The sequence below is a fragment of the Pseudoalteromonas sp. SIMBA_162 genome (genome assembly GCF_046535955.1).
In the GTDB taxonomy this organism is placed as follows: Bacteria; Pseudomonadota; Gammaproteobacteria; order Enterobacterales; family Alteromonadaceae; genus Pseudoalteromonas; species Pseudoalteromonas marina.
The window spans coordinates 1-22859 of the sequence record NZ_JAWJBQ010000014.1 but is presented as its reverse complement, the minus strand read 5'-3'; the positions used below and the strand labels follow the sequence as shown (position 1 = coordinate 22859).

At 35.1% G+C, this 22859-nt stretch carries 14 protein-coding genes; 9 read left to right on the top strand and 5 right to left on the bottom strand.

The features are described from left to right. Positions 1-34: 34 nt before the first annotated feature. Positions 35-1015, top strand: a complete 981-nt coding sequence (locus R0J88_RS11500; RefSeq protein WP_410899954.1) for a FecR family protein — start codon at positions 35-37, stop codon at positions 1013-1015. Beyond that, entirely contained in the window at positions 1016-3898 is a 2883-nt protein-coding gene (locus R0J88_RS11495) for a TonB-dependent receptor (protein WP_410899953.1), read from the top strand. It abuts the gene before it with no gap. Here the strand turns inward: R0J88_RS11495 and R0J88_RS11490 are convergent. Further along, the gene (locus R0J88_RS11490; protein WP_410899952.1) at positions 3895-5685 is read right to left on the bottom strand and encodes a metallophosphoesterase family protein; all 1791 of its coding nucleotides are present in this window, start codon (positions 5683-5685) and stop codon (positions 3895-3897) included. The two genes, R0J88_RS11495 and R0J88_RS11490, sit on opposite strands and share 4 nt — an antisense overlap. Positions 5686-5860: 175 nt before the next feature. On the opposite strand from R0J88_RS11490, the gene R0J88_RS11485 reads away from it, so the two are divergent. Continuing rightward, complete coding sequence (locus R0J88_RS11485; protein WP_410899951.1) at positions 5861-6922, top strand: Ca2+-dependent phosphoinositide-specific phospholipase C; 1062 nt, start codon at positions 5861-5863, stop codon at positions 6920-6922. A gap of 21 nt (positions 6923-6943) precedes the next feature. After that, a complete protein-coding gene (locus R0J88_RS11480; protein ID WP_410899950.1) occupies positions 6944-9667 on the top strand; it encodes a TonB-dependent receptor in 2724 nt (907 codons plus the stop codon). 190 nt (positions 9668-9857) lie between these two features. Here the strand turns inward: R0J88_RS11480 and R0J88_RS11475 are convergent, their stop codons facing one another. The 4 genes from R0J88_RS11475 to R0J88_RS11460 form a co-directional block, all read right to left on the bottom strand. Further along, entirely contained in the window at positions 9858-11000 is a 1143-nt protein-coding gene (locus R0J88_RS11475) for a replication protein A (protein ID WP_410899949.1), read from the bottom strand. A gap of 3956 nt (positions 11001-14956) precedes the next feature. After that, on the bottom strand, positions 14957-15952 hold the full coding sequence (locus tag R0J88_RS11470; protein WP_410899948.1) for a hypothetical protein: 996 nt from the start codon (positions 15950-15952) through the stop codon (positions 14957-14959). Positions 15953-15958: 6 nt separating this feature from the next. Further along, positions 15959-17155, bottom strand: coding sequence for an AAA family ATPase (locus tag R0J88_RS11465; RefSeq protein ID WP_410899947.1), 1197 nt, complete (start codon positions 17153-17155; stop codon positions 15959-15961). A 359-nt stretch (positions 17156-17514) separates the two neighbouring features. Continuing rightward, positions 17515-18579 (bottom strand): replication initiation protein, encoded by a 1065-nt coding sequence (locus R0J88_RS11460; RefSeq protein WP_273606471.1) that lies wholly within the window; start codon positions 18577-18579, stop codon positions 17515-17517. 777 nt (positions 18580-19356) lie between these two features. Between R0J88_RS11460 and R0J88_RS11455 the strand changes: the two genes are divergently transcribed. The 5 genes from R0J88_RS11455 to R0J88_RS11435 form a co-directional block, all read left to right on the top strand. Continuing rightward, positions 19357-19827 (top strand): hypothetical protein, encoded by a 471-nt coding sequence (locus R0J88_RS11455; RefSeq protein WP_410899946.1) that lies wholly within the window; start codon positions 19357-19359, stop codon positions 19825-19827. 86 nt (positions 19828-19913) lie between these two features. Further along, positions 19914-20393, top strand: coding sequence for a DUF6438 domain-containing protein (locus R0J88_RS11450; protein WP_305401881.1), 480 nt, complete (start codon positions 19914-19916; stop codon positions 20391-20393). A gap of 750 nt (positions 20394-21143) precedes the next feature. After that, the gene (locus R0J88_RS11445) at positions 21144-21536 is read left to right on the top strand and encodes a hypothetical protein (protein ID WP_410899945.1); all 393 of its coding nucleotides are present in this window, start codon (positions 21144-21146) and stop codon (positions 21534-21536) included. 125 nt (positions 21537-21661) lie between these two features. Beyond that, positions 21662-21952: a hypothetical protein gene (locus tag R0J88_RS11440; protein ID WP_410899944.1), complete on the top strand. Its 291-nt coding sequence runs from the start codon at positions 21662-21664 to the stop codon at positions 21950-21952. Between the two features lie 706 nt (positions 21953-22658). Further along, positions 22659-22859 (top strand): replication initiation protein (locus tag R0J88_RS11435; RefSeq protein ID WP_410899943.1); only part of this gene is annotated, 201 nt, incomplete at its 3' end.

Genomic DNA, 22859 nt, shown 5'->3' with positions numbered 1-22859 from the left:
TATAATATTAATACATGCTGGTAAGAATTTTTGAATGAATGAACAAACACTAGAGCAAGCCGCTGACTGGGTAGATCGGGTAAACGATTTAAACGAAGATGAATCAGCAGAACTTTCCCTGTGGCTAAAACAGCCGGAAAATAAAGCTGCATTTGATAGAGTTGCTAAAATATTTGGCGATCCTTCAATTGATAAAGCTCTACATAATTTGCATATCTACCATAATGATACGTCTATTACTCCATTAAAGAAAAATGCAAACAAGCAAAAGAGTTTTCATAAAATAGCCATTGCAGCTAGCTTTAGTGCTATTGCCTTTATGGCGTACTGGTTTTCTTTGCCACAACAAGAAGCATCAATTACACCGACCATTGCTTCTAATGATAAGTTTGAGCCAGCAAAAGCTATTAGCGCGCCTATAGGTAAGCGTGTTTCAAAGTTACTAACTGACGGTACCTATCTGCACTTAAATGCAGGGAGTGAGCTAACAGCGAAATTACAGCCCAATGTAAGAAAAGTAGTACTAAATAAAGGGCAAGTTTTTTTTGATGTAGCAAAAGACAAAAAACGCCCATTTATTATCGACTCTGGAGAAACTAACATTACCGTGTTAGGGACCTCATTTGATGTACAGCATAATGAAAATAAAGTAGTAGTGACTGTTTATGAAGGGAAGGTAAAAGTTAATGCAAATGACACAGTAACATTAATTCCTCCTCAAAAAGCAGTCGTGGTGGATGGTCGTATTACTGTAACTACTGATAAATCATTAGAGCAACTTCCCCTTTGGAGAACCGGCTGGATTGAAGCAGAAAAAGAAACTTTAGACAGCATAGTTGAACAACTACAACGATATAGTAACGATAAAATTAAATTAGATAGTAAGCTTAGGAATACGATTATTAGTGGTCGATTCAATCTAGAAACACCAAAACAGAGCTTGATGTTAATAGCTGATGCCTATAATTTAAAACTTGAAGAAAGACAAAATATACTGCTCATTTCGAGAATTTAAGTGTTCGATTTATTTAAATTCATTGATATGAACAAGCTACATTGTTTAAGACATAAAATTTTATACCTTACGCATGCTCTAATTTGTTTAAGCATATTAATTTCTACCCCTATTCAAGCAGCACAAACAAAAAGTAAATTTGTTCAGGTGCCAGCGAGTTCACTTAGCGACAGTTTACGCCAGATTGCAATTGCATATCAGGTTTCCTATAGCAGCGACCCTACACTACTCAATAATAAAAAAAGCCCAACTATTAGTGGTTCTTACACCTTATCTCAAGCGCTTAAATTACTTTTAGATGATACTACTTTGTCTTTTAAAATAAAAAATAATGGATTTGTAATTTATAAAAGTCCAAGCCAAAACAATATTAAACCAATAGAAGAGATTACAGTTAAAGGTATTCGTTATTCTCAAGCCCGCTCGCGTAATTTAAAGCACAACACAAAGGCAATTAGTGAAGCAATTTCATCACAAGACATCACAGATATTCCAAATACAAATTTAGCAGAGGCGCTACAATATATACCCGGGGTAGCTATAACTCGCGAGGCAGGTGAAGGCCGACAAGTATCTATCCGTGGCAGTTACCCTGATTTTAGCCTGGTTACACTTAATGATATGCCAGTATTGGCAAATAATGATTCACCTATGGATAGTAGAGTGCAAAAGCAGCGCGATCGCTCTTTTGATTTTAACATTTTACCAGCTGAACTATTTAAGCAAATACAAGTATTCAAAAGTTATTCTTCTGACCAGATCGCCGGCGGAATATCAGGTACGATGGCCTTAAAAACAATAAGTCCACTAGATAAGAAAGGGTTTAACTTTGTTATTACCCCCGAAATTGGCTATAACGATTATGTTGACTCGGGGTCTAAACGTTACTCTACCCTTTTGTCAAATACGTGGGGGAACTGGGGGGCGCTTGCAAGTGTAGCCTATACGAGCAGAGAATCATTAGAACAAGGTGCTAATACATTTAGATGGCGTAACATAGCCATTAATAATGCCGACTTATCCTCATTAAGTAAATTACAATCAGAAAATTTAGCACAAGGGAATTACATCATCCCTCGGGGAAATAGGTATTCTGTTTGGCAAGGAACTCAGCAACGCTTTGGGACAAACTTGTCTTTAGAATATAAAAACTCTACCTCCCATTTAGATGTAGATGTGCTCTCAGGTTTCTTAAAAGGAAATCGATCAGAGTCTCATTTATATCCTCGGGGTGACCAATCTACACCTGTTATAAAAGAGCAAACAGCAATAACAAGTATCAAAACAAATAAAGACAATGAGTTAGTTTATGCTCACTATGTTGATGCCAGAGCAGCAACAGAAAGTAGAGTTCAAAAAATAAATACATCCTACCACCAAGGCCAGTTCTCAATTGTAAAAAAGCTCAATAAACGGTGGGATATACATGCCATATTAGGTATCCAGCAATCAAAGTACGAAATACCGTATAGTAATAAAATTTATACCCAAGGGGTCAGTGATGTAACTATTGATTATACACAAGACCCATTTTACGCCGATATTGACTATAGCCAAAACTTACAAGACATTAGTATGTGGGATTTATACCACGGAGATTTAGAATACTATCAATCAGATAATAAATATCTATTTGCAAAGATAGACCTACAGCATCGTTTTAATGGCACTTTCTCTATGAAATTTGGTGGGGACTGGATCTCATTTACAAATAAAATGAATAACCTTCAACAAAACGATATTTTTTTCAATGAAATAAGTAACTCCCCACAACAATTAATTGAGTTACCCGAAACACTAATAACCCCCCAAAATAAACATAAAAACCAGCACTGGTTGAGCATAAACACTAATGATGCACTTGCACTTTATAAAATAGCGCCATTTAACATAAAGCAGAATAACGCTTCTTTTATAAGAAAGTATGAACATATAAAAGAAAACAGTCGAGGTGTGTATACATTATTAGCACTTGAGAGAGATAAATGGGAGGTCGATTTTGGATTACGTTATCAGTTTGATTCTATAACAACTTATACTCAGGACTTATCAACCTTAAGCTATGATTTATGGCTACCTAGCCTAAATAGTACACTCTTCATCGATGAGCATTGGCGCTTTCGTTTTGGGGCTTCTAAAAATTATTCTAAACCGTTATTAAGTTCTCTAAATTTTGCCGACTCTAACAATACTCTAAATAATATTGAATATATTTTTAACCCAAATCTTAAGCCTTACATATCCTTTAATACTGATGTATCTCTGGAGGGTGACTTTAGTGGTCATAGTTCATTTGATTTATCTTTGTATTATAAAAATTTAAACGATTACATTGTTACTACTCAAGCTCTATTACCCCACCCTATTAAAGCTGCCAACGATAAAATAGCTGTATGGCAAAGCAATGCAGAAACAGCTTATCAATGGGGCATCGAATTAAATTTAAATTACTTAATACCCAACTCTTTCTGGGGTATTAACCTACAAAGTACGTATAACGAAGGTAAGGTAACTTATTACAACTCCAATGATGGCTTAGCATTATTTAAAAAGAACTTGCCGTTTTTATCTAATATTACAGCATCTAGTATGATTTTTTACGATCGTCCCAACCTAAACTTTAAACTTGGTGCTATTTTTAGAGGTAGATATTTGGTACGCGCTGGAGGATTAATAAATGATGAAAATGAAACCGGCTTTATGCCAACAACATATTGGGACGCAAGCTTAAACTACAGTTTTACTAAAAACTGGAAGTTAAAATTAAGTGCTTTTAACCTTAGTAATGAACAAGAACGCCAGTATAGTGACTCATCGCTGAGAGCTTACAATTCTACAACAAGTGGCCGCACTTTTTACCTGGGCTTGAATTATCAATATTAAAAAACCTTACCCGTTTTTAAGTCAACGCTAAAATTTTCTCCCTGGGTATTTTTACTAAACTTTGCCATTACTTGTGTAAGTGAAGCTAAATATTGCTGTATCTGTGTTTGAGTTTTGCAATTTGATTGTTCTAATAAGGTGCTTAACTGTTGGTAAAAGATACGCCTTTTATCGGGTATATCAGCTGTTACATCACCATTTCTTAATAAATAGAAGTCTTTCACCCAAGATTTTGTTGATATCAATTTCAATTGAACTAACATTTCAGGGCTAGCACTATCAATACATTGCATTGCCGTAAACCAGTTCTCTAAATAAAGGTTTTTATCTAGCCACGATACTAACTCGTTAGGCCAATCACGCTTTAAAAATCGTTGCTCAATCAACCCAATAAGGTGACGCTTAGTAAACTCTGCATAACTTTTAGAATTTAAAATAGTGCGATCAAAATTATCTTGTTTATTATCATTTCTGTATAGCCACTCTCTATCATAAAAACTAAAGAGCCTATTAAAATCTGCCACATCGTTAAGTGTATAGGTATTTATATGGGCGGTTTGCTTTTGTAGATTTAATTCAGCAACTTTATAAGCAGCCTTATAGGCAGCAAGGCTTGGCACTTGAACATTAACTAATTGAGAGCTCTTATTATTAGTAATTAATGCAGTATCGTTTAAATGCATATGGCCGGCAAAATGTAATGTTAGGCCTGTCTGTGCAAGTGTTTTTGCGGTTTGTGCAGTGGGGACTCGTGGTAATGAAAAGTCTCCGTTATTAAATACCTTATGTAATTCCTTATTAGCATTATCGTAAAAATCTCCCATCGGAAAATGGCTAAATGCGACAAGTGTTTTATCCTGCTCCTTAGCTCTTTTAACCACAGATTTTATCCACTGGATTAGTAAAGGCTTAGCTTTTATTAAAGCATTGTAGCCAGCTCCTGATGAACCTTTAAACGTAATAGGTGTATTTTTCCATTGAGGTGCATATACATTGGCATCAATTGCTAAGAGCCAAACCCCTTGTTTTGGCTCAACCAAGTAGCTGGCATCAGGCATCATAATACAGCGAGTCGCATTATTCGGATCACACCATGAAAACTCTCTATTTTTATATGGTGTTTCATATAGTAAGTCGGATTCGTGTTTACTAAAGCCAAAGTCATTAAGTGTACTTAGAATTTCTGAGTAACCCCAATGCTTAACTCCATCATCGCAAAGGGAGTGATTATGTGCACATTTTGTATGCCCGTGGCTATAAAGGCCAAATTCATTACCGTCAGAAGTTAAAAAGTCCGCTTTTCCCGCAGGAGATGAAAATGGTTTTACGGGGTCATGATTACCAGGAATTGCAAAAAATCTCATACCGTATTTTTTTTGATACCGTCTTAATATTTCAGCTAAAGCCCGAACGTTAATTGGCTGGCCATCATCTGTAAAGTCACCTGGTAATGCTATTAGCTTAATGTTTTTTAGAGCTAGCTCATCCAACACATGAATAAAAGCAAAGTAGTTCTCATTAAATAAGCGAGTCGAATGAAGTTGAGCATACATACTACGGATTAGAAGAGGTTGTCGTGTTTTAGGGTCTTTAGGTAACGCAGTGTTCACAGCCTTAGCTGTGGTTGCAAAGATATCATGCAGATGAATATCTGCTAGAAAAGCCACTTTTACAGTACCTGGCTGATCCTCACTTTTCATATCAAAATATTCAATACCTGCAGCATTCAATGAATTAAAAGCGCTAAATGTTATAAATAACCACGTTAACCTTTGCCCCACCGCCATTACACACCTTAGTAAATGCTTGCATTATTGATATAGAGTTAAGTTATGAGAAATAGGGGACAAATTTTTTAAAAACACGACTTTAATTATGAAGCTTTTATTAAATCAAAACTTTTGTGTCCCCTAATTTAAAAATGAGCGCTCTTAGGTAGCAAACTCATAATTGAGATGCGCTATGCGTTTTATTATTTTTATTGCTGCTATAACGTGGCTAACAGGTGCTTTAGCAACCCCTTTGAATCAATTCCAAGTTATTGGCTCACATAATAGTTATAAAAAAGTACTTAACCTTGAAGTTAAGAAAGAGTTAAGCAAGCTTAACCCCAAGCTTGCTGCACAAATTGATTATGGCCATATTAATATTGTTGAACAGCTCAATAGTGGTATCAGGCATTTAGAAATCGATGTGTTAAAAGATCCAAATGGTGGTTTATACCTCAGGCCGTGGGCTGAGCGTTTCTCAAGTGAAGCATTGTTTAGTGAACATGAAATAGAGCAGCTATCAATTCCTGGTTTTAAAGTCATGCATATACCTGGTGTTGACGTGCAAAGTCACTGCGTATTATTTAGTGACTGTTTAAACAATCTCAAAAAATGGTCACAGGCAAATCCGCTCCATTATCCTATCGTTGTCATGATTAATGTTAAGGAAACGGGTACATCTATAGACCCTCAACCCCCTACATTAAAATTCAAAGCCAGTGATTACCATTCTCTTGATGCCGTAATAAAGCAAACCTTATCAGACTCGTTATTTACACCCGATAATTTACGTAAAAGCACCCTATCGTTAAATGAAACAGTGACCCAATTTGGCTGGCCAAATGTAGATCTGCTTAAGCAAAAATTTATCTTTTTATTTGATGGGAAGAAATCACAAACCTCCTTGTATAAAAAAAACCGTCCTTCGCTGAGAGGAGCCAGTATGTTTGCACATTATGAAGCAGACCAACCAGAAGCTGCTTTCATGATAGTGAATAACCCCATAAAGCATTTCGAAAAAATTCAAAAATTAATAGCTTCAGGCTACATGGTGCGTACCCGCGCAGATGCAAATTTAAGTGCCACTAATTCGCAACGAACAATGCAGTTTAATGCTGCAAAAAATAGCGGCGCACAAGTAATTTCAACCGATTTTATACCCGGCTCGCCACAGCAGGCGCGCTTTAACTATGTGGTGCAATTTGACGAAGGTCATTTAGTGCGCACAAACCCTTTTATTAATAATCAACTTTAAATTAAAAACCAAGGAAGCATTATGTTGAACAAACCATCTCGTACGCTTTTAGCAACGGCTATAATGAGTTCATTAGGCGTGTCTAATTATGTGTATGCAGAACAATCTGCGCAAACAGAAGTGGAAGAAATTGTTGTACAGGGTTATCGCAACAGTTTGTTAAAAGCAAAAGATTTAAAACGAAATGCTGTGGGCGCACAAGATTCTATTGTGGCTGAAGATATTGCAGATTTTCCCGATCTAAATCTAGCAGACTCATTACAACGTGTTCCCGGCATTGCTATTACACGTGAAGGTGGTGAAGGCCGACAAATTTCGTTACGTGGTTTAGGTCCAAACTTTACACAAGTACAACTCAACGGTATGGAAGCTTTAGGTACATCGTCTTCAGCAATGGACAGTCGAGGTTCTGTAAGCCGCTCTCGCGCTTTTGATTTTAATATATTTGCTTCTGAGTTATTTCAACGCGTTGATGTGAAAAAATCATTTTCAGCCGAAATGGATGAAGGCGGCATAGGCGGCACTGTTGGGCTTCATACAGCTAAACCATTTGATTTTGATGGTTTTAATACTGCTCTATCAGGTCAACTTGGCGACAACTCACAAACCGATGATGTTAGCCCACGAGTTGCAGCGCTTATCTCAAATACATGGGATGATAAATTTGGTGCATTATTTTCAATTGCATACAGCAAACGTGATGTAAATGAGCAAGGTTACAATACTTACCGCTGGCGCAAAAAAAATGCATCAGGCTCAGATATATCTGAACTATCAGATGAATTACAAGATAAAATTAACAACGGAGAAGTGAGCTTTTCACGTGGTAGCCGCTATTCATTATTTGAAAATGAACAGGAACGTTTAGGGACGACCCTTGCTCTGCAATATCGCCCAAATAATAACCTTGAATTTAGTTTTGATGCTTTATATGGTGAACTGAATAATGATCGCAGTGAATTCCACTTGCAAAACCGAGGCTCAAGCTCAACAGCTCTTGGCTGTACAGGGCCTGCTTATAACAACGAACAGGTATGCTCAAAGCTCACAGCACTTGAAATAAATGAAAATAACGACGCTATCTACTCAGTATATGAAGATGCCGCAATACACTCAGAAAGCCGCAGCCAATATGCAGACACTAAAATAAGCCAATTTGTATTAAAAAGTGACTGGCAAATTACAAACGATTTAAATATGACCGCTCTCGTGGGGCGCTCAGAAACCAAATTTAATACAGGAAGTGTTAAAGTTTATCTAGAAACATTTGGCGATGAAACAATTGATTACCGCCAAGATGCTTATTATGGGGAGAACACATACGGGTTTGAGCCTACAGACAGTAGTTTATTTCGTTATCACGAAATTGATTTATCAGAAGAGGAAATAACTAATACATTCGACTCTGTAAAATTAGATTTTAATTACACACTAAACAATGCTTCAAATATAAAGTTTGGTGTATCTAATAAAAAGTTTGAAAGTGAAAACGGTGAAACTAAATCTGATAATATTAATCGCAGTGATTGGGAAGATGGCGTACTGGATGACACGGTAGATTCAAGCCTTACATTTACCAATACCGCGCATAATAAACAACAATGGGTAAGTGTTGATGTACTCGGCACTCTAGCGAGTATGAATATCGACCCTAATTTAGATAACCCTGATTTTACCGATAACGTACAAGAAAAAACCTTTGGTGCTTATTTGCAGTACGAAGCTGAATGGGAACTAGGCTCAGGTTACTTAATGGGTAATGCGGGCGTGCGTCATTACGATACGACTACCAATGCTATAGGGTTAATAAATGGCGAAGTAGTTGACGTTGAAAATACCTATTCAGGGTTACTACCCGCTATAAATTTAGTGTGGGATAGTAATAACAGTTTAGTGCTACGTGCTAGTTATGGCGAAAATCTCACCCGCCCTTCACTCGCTGCATTAGTGCCAACAGGTGTGGTGCAAAATGATGCCACATCAACCAATGGCCTAAGTATCAGTTCAGGAAACCCAAACCTTAAACCATACGAGTCAGTTAATTTCGACTTTTCAGTTGAATATTACTTTGAAAATATAGGGTATGCAGCCGTAAGTTACTTTCATAAATCTATCGATAATTTCATTATCACCGAAACATATGATATTCCATACAGCCAAACTGGCTACCCTGTTAGTTTATTAGGCGACGTAGACGAAAACGGCAACCCACAAACAGCAAATACTGTTTTTACCGTCATTCAGCCACAAAACTTAGATGAAAGTGATATTAGTGGCTGGGAACTGGCTTTTCAACGAGATCTCGACTTTTTACCTGCTCCTTTTAATAACCTAGGTATTATTGCGAATTATACATTTGCTGATGGTGAAGCGCTGTACCGTAATGTGGGTAACTCAGGTATTGATCAATATAAATCGTTCCCAGGGCTTTCAGAACACTCTGGTAACTTTACAATATATTACGATTCTGACTCATGGGGCGCACGTGTTGCAGCCGCTTATAGAAGTGACTATATTGCAGCGGTACAAGCGGGTAACGGCGATGAAGACGAAAACGGTTTTCATGCCAGCACATACATAGATGCATCCGCTTTTTATCAAGTAAATGAAAAGTTAAAGCTCACTATAGAAGCCAGTAATTTAACTAATGAACGAGAAGAGCAATATTCAGACTCAAATGATCGTCTATACAATACAACAATTAACGGCCGTACTGTCTATTTAGGTGCGAGTTACCGCTTTTAAGATATTTCTAATCGGATAAATCTATTATAGAGCCATACTGCAGTGTGGCTCTATGTAACTCACTACCATATGTAATACACTTCTTAATGCCGCTAAATTAGTACTTACTGAAAGATTTACATTTATTAACGGTTACAAAACAACCGCTACAGTTTACTGAGAGTGAGTATCACGATAAAAAAGCTTACTTTTAAGACTCAGTAAAATTTGCTTGGAGCTCTTGCTCATCTAGTACCTTGGCTTTTTCCGTTATTTTTTTATTGTGCTTATTCAAGGATAAGATTTCAGCACAGAATGAATCTGAGGGGCAAAGCTCGTATTTATAGTCAACAATATTACCTTCATCATCCTTTATATTATCGATTTCATAGCTATCTAAAATATCGGCCTCAATCAGGTCCTTCATCGTATTAGCCATATCTCGACGAATAGCTGTAAGTCGTGATTTATTTATATCTTCATTGTCGATGGAGCCAAACTTTATCATGGTTTTTTTTAGTAAAAAGTGATGCGTTTTGCCAACACTTGCATAGCGAAACATATGATAAAGCCTCAAGGTTAGCCATCTGGATAAAGTTCTTTTAAACGATTGAGCACGATTAAAATAAAATCCTCTATAACCAATAGACTCTATCTGCTGCGACATAAACTCATTTAAAACAGCAAGACATTTAACCGTTGATTTCCCTTGCTGACCACTAAAATGAATAGAGCTTAAATAGTTCATTTTAGACTCACTATAATGCTGCTCTCCGGCTTGATTGGTCACTTGGTATTTAAAGTTGAGTTCACTGCCCTTGAGTATTTGAAGTGCTTGCTTTATTTCTGCAAATGAAAGGGTTTGATTAACAGACTTGAGCTCGTTAGCTATTTCTTTAATAGAAAAGTATACCGCATATCTATCGCCCATTTTTCCGGAGATTTTTGCTATTTTACCTTGGCTAGCTAAACGAATAAGTGCCCTTTCCACTTTTTCTTCTCTATCAGAGGGCCAAGCAAAATAATCTTCGTCTTTTCCCACAATCAGCGCAGGGGCTATTTCCAGTTTACCTTCATACGTAACCCCTTCTAACTTATCAGAAATACTTCGTGACACAACAACGCGATTAGGCGCTTCACTAATTTTTACCAGTTTACGCTGATTACGTATAAAACGAGACCACAAGTCATACGCATTAAAAGTGTTTGAAATAGAGTTTTCAAAGCCCGACAACGTACTTTGATTATCAATGAAAAGTGACAATTGCTCGACTTGATTTGCATTTTGAATTGTCTTAATTTCGTTTTTAATAGTATCAGGAAGATTACTCAACGAAATGTACTTTGTAGCCATTAAGCAAAACCCTGCTTATTATTATATTTATCCCCTAGGTTCTCATAACCCATAGATTACGGCAACTATGAAACATAGAGGAAAATTGATCTGAGTGTAATAAAAATCTAAATGCAATTTAACAAAATGAGTTTATAAGTTATCAATATATGTTTTTATATTTGTAAGCTACTTTTTAATTCCAAGTTTCAGAGGTCTACTTGTTAAATTCAGTAAGCATTTATAGCACTTACATAGAGGAAAACTGATCTATACTGCATAATAGAAACTTGAAGCTTCTTCTGTTACTGGTTCTTACACAATAAACAATGATGTGTTTAATTTAAGACATCTACTTCATATGTAATTAAAGAACATAGAGGAAATCTGAACCTCTTTACTCAAGCACATCCCTATACCAAGCGTTCAGAATTAACTTGCTTAACCTTCCCTCTTTCGCAATCAGTTTTATACATAGAGGAATATTGATCTGTAACTCTTTTAAAAAATAATATTAGGAAACTTAAGCTAATAAAATAATATCCATAGTGCGCTACGACTACTTCTATGGGAGTATCAAACATAGAGGAAAATCGATCTGGATTAATTATCATCGAACACCTAACATAGAGGAAAAGTGATCTAAGCTGATTTTGTAACCCTCAAATTTATCACCTAACTTAACCGTTTAAATATAAATCGATGATTTTTGCTAACTAGACCTAAATTTAAGCATAGAGGAAAATTGATCTGTGATAATTTGGCTGATAACAAATTACATAGAGGTAAAGTGATCTGAGGCTAATTTATTTAAGCAAAATAACTTCACTCCATAATGCTGTATTGACTATCTACGGTAATGAAATAGCTATAAATAGTTGATGAAAGCCTACCTTCGTAATAAATTTATATGATTATGGAAAAACTCAATAAAAACATTGATAACGGGTAAATTAAAAAATTCTTGTGGATAAGCGTTATTTTACCTAGTTAAATAATGATCTCAGCATAATGGAGATCAGATCTACATCATGTTTTTAGGTCAAAAGAAGTTGGCTTATGGGGATAACATCGAATACAAACATAATGGAAATCTGATCTAAAACACATATTTGGGGGTAAGTGTGTTTGTAACTTGTGAGTAACTATATAGTTTTAAAGAATACATAGAGGAAACCGGATCTAAAACATAGTGTAAACATGATCCATACATAGAGGTTTGTTGATCTACAAATATAAACAAACTTTTTTATATTCAATAAGTTATCGATATAACTTACCCTTTAACCTTATACCTATTACTTAACCATATTAACCTTAATATTATCCTTAAGAGCAAGCAAGTTATAATCAAACACTATTTTCAAACAACTCTATTAATAATGAGAAAATTAACAAGTGTATATAATGACAAACTTTACCTAGAGAAAGCGCTCTGCAAATACCTTATCTGTAAGTATACTCGTAAAATGAAAAATATCTCGATAACGCCCTAACCCACTAACTTTATTAGCTCACACTAATAAAGATTTTTAATATAATGTAATTTACTATCTGAGTCAGATAAATTGCTTAATTTATTTTTCTAAAAAACGTATTCATATTAATCTTCTATAATACATATATCATATGTAAAACCATCTAGTTGCACATTGCTAAAAGCGAAGTATCTCTCTTATAATAAAATACTACTACAAGCCCCCCTGAACGCTTAGAACGTATTAAAGGCAATGATGCAAGGTCTAGTAGTATAATACCTAAGGGAAGCTCCTAGACCCAAATAGAGGCGCTTAAGTGTTGATGAATAGTCAGTTAAATAAACAAACTCTTTCAGTTATCTAAGGACTATTTATTATTTAGGCAGCTTTGTAAGTTCAACGATGAAGTATTAGAAGCACTCAAATAAATAGTTTCCACATTGTGGAAACTAACTACATCAAATTCTATGTCTTATACATATATTAATAAATTTGTTTATTTGACTCAGACTTCCTATAGTTTACAGAACTTCGAATAGTTCATCTTGTTGATTTTTATTAAAGTTGTTTAATGTGCAAAGGTAAACAAGTACTAATTTACAATTATGTACTGTTCAACATGGATATCTAATTATCAGAACAATCTAAATGTGCTAAATAATCCGAAGAAAAATGAAAACTTCTGATATTAGAAGCTGAGTTAAATCATATTAATAAGTAATAAATATTTTAAATATGATCACATCACTTTGCCGGAAAGTTGAGTAAAGTACGGCTTCATTTATAGTTACCAGAAAAAAATATCCAGAACCATGATGCCTCCGTTATTATAAAATAACAAAAGCATCATGGTTTAGTGTGAATATACGGGCATGTCGATTCAACCAATAAGAACTAAATTAAACAGTAGTCAGATCTCTTCAGGTGAAAGTACTTATCAATAACGTGTTGCTGACTAACTATGAATGGGCAAAGTTTTAATAAATGGATACTTTTATAGTACATACACTATTTGGGCATCCTTTAATTTCATCGCAACAGCAATTTCGAATTTACCTGTTTATAAAACGTATTTAGACAAGTTTCTAATATTTCTGGTGTATGCTGAACTAGGGTAAAACAAGGCTCTCCATTTTAAAGCTTCATATTTGTATTTACCCAATATAAACTTACGTGTGCTGTAAATTGGTATAAAAATCCTCCGTCCTGTTTAAAAATATTGATACTTATTTAAGATTCTTCGAAAGAAAAACTCCCCAGCATAATGTGTATACTCTAAGTGTCGTTAGCGAGTTATAGAGCACTTACTGTGATCAATATAAAAGGGGTGGTCATCAAATGATTTCGTTTATTATCCATAGCCCATAAACAGATATCCTAAACCACTTTTAAGTATACTTATTAGGTGTGAATAGCGTTCTTTTGAATTGTGTAAAATTAAAGATCCCAGCTTTCGCATCTTCTCGTATCGAGTATATCTTAAGCTTAACTATTCACTTTTTAAGCTTTGTAAAAACTTTCAGCAACCGCATTATTATGGCAATTTCACACTCGGCTAACCGGTAGCACAAATTTATACCTCTTCATTAATGCAAGCTAAATAGTGTTACCACATTAACTACCACGATCACGCACCAATACCTCAGCTTTAGGTTAATGTTGATATACAGTCATTAAGAGTACATTTATAAAAATAGTTATCCATATTATATTCAGTGACTAACTTACAATCCGCCGAAAGAATAAATTCATGACTGTTACCACATATAAAAACTTTCGTAAGTGCTTAGGTAATATCGCTCAGCCATGATTTGTTTAGCGCAGGCGGGTTAAATTGACGCACTAAGAGTTGTCTTCAATCCGTGATGCTTTAACGCCTTTAATTTGGCCAAGCTTATACCCAATTTACACTTTAAGCTTATGTTTTCGTATGATCTTAGCAACACTATTAAACGCTGCATTCCTCATCGGCTACATAAAATTCTTTAATGAGTTTTATGTAGTGTTTATCCTCAAGCGTTCTATCGCTTAAAGGCATTTTTAACCACGCATAAAAACTATTACGATGGCTCAAAAATATGGCACGTCATTGTGATGGAAAACTAATCATGGTGATACACAGTTTTTCATTGGGTGATAGAAAGAGTTTAGGTTATCTGATAATTGGCTTCGCCAACAATATAGAGTTTTAGTGCAAATACTAAATCATTCAGCGACCTCTACAACTTGATACCCACACTCCGTAATTCTTTATAGCTTAAATATATAGGTATCTAGCGTATTGTGGGAAGTCTAATCAGGTTTGAAAACTAGTGTAAATTAAATATATGACTCTACAACTATAGGCCAAGTGTATTTGAGCCAATTAAAATTATGAGTAAGAAGGTTGTGATAGGTATGCGTTTAAAAAATTATAGATAATAAGTAGTTTGTTTGTAATAAAAAAGCCTATTCCACAATGTGGAATAGGCTTTTTAAATAAAGGTTATATTGGTAAAACTAAGATTTAAAGCTGGTTAAAAGCATTTCTAAAATATCGGGACTCACTTTGGACTCATCTATAGAAATATTTACACCATTTTTTGTCGTCGTAAATTTTACACCACTTACGTTGCTTTTTATAAGCTCTTTAAATTTACCGTTATAAACAGTTTCACCTTCAGTTTTATCATTTTTAATTTTATTTAAAATATCGCGTTGTAACTTTTTAGATTCCTTTTCTAAAAATTCGTCTATCTCTAATAATTCTTCTTTGGACTCTTTACCCGTGAGGGATGATGTTTCGATTGCTTTAAAATGCGAAGCTAAATGATCTAAATAACCGTCCTTATTGTATTTTACTAATTCTCGTAGAAATGGAGTAGATATAAACTTTAGGGCAGGGAACAGTTTTATAATGTCGTTAGGTATATTTGAAAAGCTTAACGCGTAGTACACGTTGCTTTTTTTCATGCCCAAAATTTCGCAAAGTTTTGTCCCTGTTAGCTCCATACCATTTCTTTTTTCCAGTTTATCCTTTAACTCACTAATGGACCGAGCTTTATCCATATAGCTAGGCTCTGAGTATTCATCCATTACTAAGGCGAAATGAGCGCGTTCTTCTTCCGTTAAATTTTTGGCAACAATTAGGGTTAATTTTGTATCTGGTAAAAGAGAAACAGTGTAAGCACGGCGCAGACCGCCTAGGATTTCATACTTACCATCAACAATTTCAGCTCTAACGGCTTCGGTATTACCACCTGTAGATTTTATCGAATGATAAATATCGAGCACAGATGCTAAAGACAAATCTTTAAAAGATCGTTTATTATAAATCGACTTTGTACATTTATTTAAAACATCCTGGCTTTCAATTTCGACGCGTTCCCATTCGATGTCTCGTTCCGAAATAGGTGAACGTTCAACTATATTATTTCCACTATTTTTTGTAATAAGCTCATCTAGATTAGTAGTTGTAACCTTACGCCCGATCACGGCTCTTTTTCTTGTGTTCATAGTGGTCTAGCCTTTGTTTTTTCTATTAAACGTAATTGTGTCAAATACTGAACGTGTAAATTCTTCTGCCTTTAAACGCGCTTTTTTCAACGCATCTCTATCACCTGGATAAAATTTTGGATTAGTTGAAAAAACAGTACCAAAACTCTCACCACAACGTTCAAATGCTGTTGATAACGGTAAAGACGTATCCAGCATATCTGCACCGCAAACCTCACGAAGCAGGCTTTGAGCATCAGCGTGATCAGATTTCCTCGCAATCTTAGCCATATATCCGAATATTGAACTAAGTTTAATTTCGCTGCCTGCCGTTTCGGTCATATCGAAAAGCTCAGGGAGTCTTTGCATAAATTTCAATGTCGAGTGAAAATCAACCTGAGCAGGGGGGACTGGTATTAAAAATGTATCGGCTGCAACAAATGAGTTTAATAAAAATGCATCCAAGTGAGGCCCTGAATCAATAAAAATAAAATCATAATCGTACTTTAGTTTGTTAATTATATTCTCTTGCAGAACATCATATATATTTTGCCCAGGTAAATGCTCATTTGCTAACTTTTCGAATTGAGAGGCTATAAATGCGTCCTCAATAGAGGCAGGTATAATATCTACGCCAGATACGTTAGTTGGTTTAACAAACTCATCCAATAACTCTTCACGGCTTACATTTTGTAGCATTGCTTGGGCAACAGTTTCATCTACAACGCCAATAGAAAGGTCGTGTTTCATAAACATTGTTGCACTGGCCTGTGGATCTAGGTCGAGCACTAATATTCTTAAATCATGGTGAAGTAGGGCAGGGGTGCACCTTAGGCCGTGAGCGAGAGTTACGCTGGAGACCGTTTTTGCAACGCCTCCTTTAAGGTTTGTAAGAAAAATTGTATGGGCTTCTTTAAATTTATCACGGTATTTAGGAACACCTCTGTGTTCATAAATCGCAGTAATATCTTTATGGCCCATACTATAAACATTATTTAAACCGGCCTGCTTTTTTTGGAATTGATATCCTTTTTGCTCCATCTCAGCTACAGCCTTATCAACTTTTGCCTTAGCTAGCTCTGGTAAATTTGCGACTGCAGACTTTGAGTATGTAGGTTCATACTTTTCAGCATTAAATTCTATCTGAGAATTAGTAATTTTCTCTGACAATGCCTCCAGGGTTAGTTTCGCCCTAGTGGCTATTTTTAGTATTCTGTCATCCATCAGCTTACCTTGAAATATGCAGCATTTTATAAAGTTGACATATAATGCTGCATATTAATTAGTTTGTAAACATTAAATGGAATATTTAGTTTCTTGTCTAATTGCTATGTATTTCAACGTTATGCACTTATACACAGACACTATAAATTATATTATTTCTATTAAAGAATATAGAGACTATTAATATATAGACTCCTTATCTAATTGAAAAATAATGGTTTTTAAGTTGTTTTAGATCAGTTTAATGGTGTTTAAGATCACTTTAATGGTATTGATGATCATATTGATGGTATTAGTGATCACATTACTGGTATTAGTGATCACATTACTGGTGTTGTGATTACACATTTATGGTGTGCTTAGTAGTCGATATCCTTTGTTAACTCTATTAAAGAATTAACTTCATCCCTTAGCTGCTTCTCTTTTTCATTTACTGTATTTTTATTTAGAGCCATGCTTCTATTTAGAGCTTTTTCAACTTTATCCGCCTCATCATCCTGGCCAAGATAGCGATAAGCAAACATTAGCTGCGTTAGTTCTGCAGGAGATAGCTTTTCCTTTTGAATTAATTGCTTAGAAATTAGTTCTTTCACTGTATTTAGCGCATCATGAGTATTTAATTCTTCAGTAGTACCTTTATTTAGCCATCTAATAAGAAATTTTATTTCAGAAATTTTCTTACCTTGTGTTTTTAATTCATAACCAATATCGTTATTTTCGCTTTCTAGAAATAAAAATTCTTTACGAGCAATAGGGTGTCCACGTAAGATTTCTATGCTATCTCTAACGCACCGTTTCATGAATACGCCGTTGTTTTTAAAGGAGCTTTTATTTTTTTTCAGCCGCCCACTTTCATCGAGTAAACCAAAGAGCCCTTTCAGCTCATCAATTGCAATGTAATGCATTTCATAACCGTCTTTCTTAAATCGGCTTAAAATTTCGTACAATCTTTTTGCGTATTCTTGTTTTATATCTAAATATGTTCTTGTTGTTATTAATGCAAACCCTTGTTTATATTCAATATATTCACTTTCAAGCATGTCGTTAGGCACCATTGTTAACACGCCTCGTTTATACTTAATATTTTTAAATAGAGGTTTGTAATCAAATTCAAAGTCGCCAGAGGTCCCCTCTACTTTTATACCTATTTTGTAGCTTGCCAGTCGTTCAGCAGCAGGAGATAAAATACTGCCAACATGCTTAGAGCTGATATTCAGCCATTCTGATAGCTGGCTTGCTGTATATGTATACTGTGGTGTGCTTTTTTCCCAATCGGAATCTTTCATCTGAGCCATCATCAGTGCAAATAAATCCGCTTCTCTTTGCGACAAGTCCTTGCGGCTGAATACAAGTTTATGCCCTTGTTTTATATGTTTAGGTAAATTTGAACGAGAAATTGGGTTTGGGTTTAGTTTTTTTTCCACTTGCACACCAGAAAGCTGTAATCAATAAACTTAAAATACACAATACTGGTCAACAACACCAGTTTTGTGTATTCGAATCGATTGTTTTACATAAAACTGGTATTTTTTACCAGCTTTATGTAATCAATAAAATTAATTGTCTATTAAAGTGCTTATATTTAAATGGCTTGTCATTTTTTTGTTTTTATAAATAACATAATAATGGTGTTTTTATACCACTATTATGTTATCTAAGATTATTGAACACCATTTGTTAGTAGCTAATATTAGTCATTTCATGAAAAACACCATAATTATGTTATCTCAATATGGTTGTTAAGCCTTTGAACTAAGTCTTGTATGAATATAGAGTACAAAATAATGGTGTTTTTAGTTTTAGTACCATAATTATGTAAAGTTCATAGCTTTAAATTACATATTTATGGTGTATTAATCGGAGGATTCATCAATGAATACATATTTCTGGTGTATTTAGCCAGAATTATGTATTGATAACCCTGTTTCCACAATGTGGAACGCATTTCCATATCTACTATTTATATGGGAGGCGGCTTAGAGCGAGAAGCGGTCGATCAGGTGAGTTGTTTTTAACTTAGTAAGAATAAGAGGACACTTTCCTCTTTTTACATATTTATATAAGTTTCATAAAGCAGAATATATATAGCTAGCAATAACTTATGCTTTTTGCTATTAATACAAACTCATAAAATAAGGACGTTTTCGCGCTAAAAAAGGGAAAGTGTCCTCTGATAAAGTTGTTATCCACAAAGGAGAGTTATGAGGTTACTCACAATTTTTTTTGTTTTTCTCTCATTTGGAGCAAATGCTGCAGATTGGAAGGGCGTTTATGAGGGGATTGAACGTTATAAAAATAAAGAGGTTAAAGGACTGTCATATCAATTTCTAGATTTGCGAACAACAGAGGGTGTTTTTCTATACGACTCTGATATAGGCGACGATGAAAGAGGACTCTCTTGTAAAATTGAAACTAAAAATATTGTTTGGTCTACTTCTCTCGGCAGAACAATGTTACTAGATTGTGGAACCGATACTATTCAGTTTGAGCTCGTTTTGTTACTAGATTATTCTTCTTCGGGAGATACTCAATACGCATTAAAGAGTGATGTAAAAGCATCATTGATAACACACTCAAACGGCATAGCAGTCGAAACATCGTCAATGTGGCTTCAGCGAACAGACGACAAAAGTCTACTAGACCAACTCAAACAAACTGTTACTTATAAGTAAATTTGTGGATAACAAAACCATCAACCGGATTTGCGGAAGAGCGCACAAACCGTTTATGGTAAGTGTTATGTGCTAAGGATGAAACTATGAAATACGTTATTTTTTTATTGTCCTTTATATCTACCGGATTACTGGCTAATCCTAGTCCAACAGATGTTTTTAGCATGGAAACTACTGCTTGTTTTGGCACATGCCCAGCTTATAGAGTTAACGTCTTTTCTGATGGCGTAATTGTTTATAGCGGGGATGCTCATACTGAATTAGAGGGGACATATCGACTTCCCGATAATCCTGAACTTTTTCAAAAAATTCTGCGACTTCTCGATGAGAACAGCTTTTATAAATTCCGCGATGACTATGGATGGACCGGAGAAGGAGAAGAAAACCCTTGTAGAGAAGAATGGACCGATCATCCAAGCACAGTGTTATCTATACAATTTGCAGGCAATATGAAAACAGTGCATCACTATCATGGTTGCAAAGGTTTTGATCGGGAGCAAGAACTAGAAGCTCTAGAGAAAACTCTTTTTGAACTCATTGGTCTCAGTGGCTATGTTGGCACATAACAAAAAAATCAAGTTCGCCCGCTTCGCGGGCTGGGACGCATACACGCAGGGCGGCTTCGCCATTATGCCCCACGTGCCTGCGCCCCTTATTTAAAAGTTACGAACGTCCGGAAATGGCACAGAGCAGACCGCCGATAATTATTGGGTGCAGAAATCCACGGCAATAAATGGCCATTAATACAAGTTCTTTATGTAATGAAAAATAAAGATGCGATGTAGATACTCTGGAAAGCGTCGGCTTAAATAAACTCTACCTCGAAGTAAACCTGATTAGGTTTCGTATAATAGATAGCCAAATTATCACTTCAAAGCACTTACTTTAATAGACGCTTAAAACAATTTTTCGTTGTGTTTGAAATTTACCTAATAAAAAAACATAATTATTTTTAGATCGTAATTACGATAATAAATTTCAATAGGGCGCTGTATTTAATTATAAATCAGTAACTTATAAATATTTTGGGAATTCTCAATTTGAGTGAATGGCGCTGTTCAAGTAAAGGCTAGAAAGACCATAAATTTAACCTTCTTTATAGTGTCTCAGTATAATTTTTATAACAATTAACGTCAGTACTATCGCTGGTATTATCCAAATAAAATCAGTCATATTGTTCATTCTCGAGGTTGTAGAGTCATATTAACCTTAATGATTTTTATTATTTTTGCAAATTTAGCCAACAAAAACGCAACTCTTCATTTTACCCATCGCATGGCCCTAGTTAATTTCAGGACAATTAACGAGGACAAATCATGAAAAACACTAAATCTCAATTTATTCGCCAATATGTTCGAGCCAGTAAATCGCCTTGGGATGACTGCTCTACAATTTTATTGCTAGCAGATGTAGTTGACGAACAAAGTTTGGAGTTAAATTTCAATAATTACATCTATCTACATAGAGATAGCGTTGGAAATGTACTTGGAATTAGTATTTCAAATAGTATGTTGGAAAAAAATCCGAGTTTTGAGAATAGATATTTAGAAGGACAAGACATGACGCTTTTTTTACTTATCTACATAGAGCAAATAACGCAGTTTTGTGAGTTTTTCTCTGAGGAGTTTCAGCAAATATTTATGCAAACGCCAACTACATTTTTTGCAGCAGCAGAGAGTGATTGGGTCGATATTATCGACAATGCATAACCCCCTAAGCGAACATTTGTTCGCTTTTTTTTATAATTTTTTCGTAAATAGATTTAAATTCCCATGCATGATTATTACCTAATAATGAGTTATCGATTTTGATAACAAACCACACAAGGATAGTTATGAACATGCAAAATAGATATGTATCAACATTGGATTTTTTAAATTTATTACAAACATTTAGCCGAGTAATCTCCGCTAATGACCATCAGATAAACTTATTAGAATTACGCAGTGATAATGCGAATTTAGATGAGCTGTGGGAGGTTATTGGCCCTGAAATTACAGCAAATAGAGCGCTCAACCAGTATGCTATGCGAAAACTCACCTACGAGATTATGCATGCTCTAATTAGCGACCCTGTAGAGCGTGTGGAGCTGCCGTGCGACTTTGAAGATGATGTTTTTGCTTAGTGTGAAATTGGAAATAATTAGCAGTTGAACTAGGTCATAATGGTTATTTTCAAATTAAAAAGTAACAGCCTGATCATGTCTCCCAAAATATGCCGTGAATCATTATTTGCTGATTCGTTGCCCTAACTGCAATAGCGTTTAATAGGGCATTTTACTCAGTTACTGAGTATCAAACCTGGGAGGAGGTCCTGCGCAAATACAGGATTTCGTTACGGTGGCTCAAAAGCGCAGTCATTGTAATCATGTTTGGCAGGGCGCATAGGTCAAATGCAAAGGGGAGGTAGATACGTCTACCTCCCTTTTGCGTATTTCAGTAAGTCAGTTAGTTCACTCAGTAGCCTCATTACAAATCATAGTGGCGTGGTCAAAAAAATAAAAAATAATTAATTTATTTTTTTAACCGCCAGAAATGAATTAATAAATCTATAAAAGTGCCAAATGAGCCTTTATTTTATCTTTTTCTATTTTAATACTTTTAGAGGGTCATAAGCTTGTGTAATGAAATGAAATATTTAAGTGTTTGGTGGGCAATTTATATGTTTATTGTGGCACTTTATACGAAATGAGTAGGCAATTTATACGGTTTAGGGGGACACCTTTACCGTGAATAAATAAAAATTTTATTTACCAAAAAACTTACCGAAATTTCTTTTATTGGTTGGGTCGCGGTTAGCATAACACCATCAATTAGAAATGAGGTAGAGAGATGAGCAGTAAAAATTCTCCAAAAATTGTTTTCGCTAATAAATTACTACATGCGGGTTATTCGCTCGATATTAATGAGCAGCGATTAATAAATCTAGCGCTGTCTAAAGTAAATTCAAAAAAGCCTAACCCAGGAAAAATTGTGATTTATCCAACGGAATATGCCAAGTGTTTCGGCCTCAATAAAAGCAGTGTCTATGAG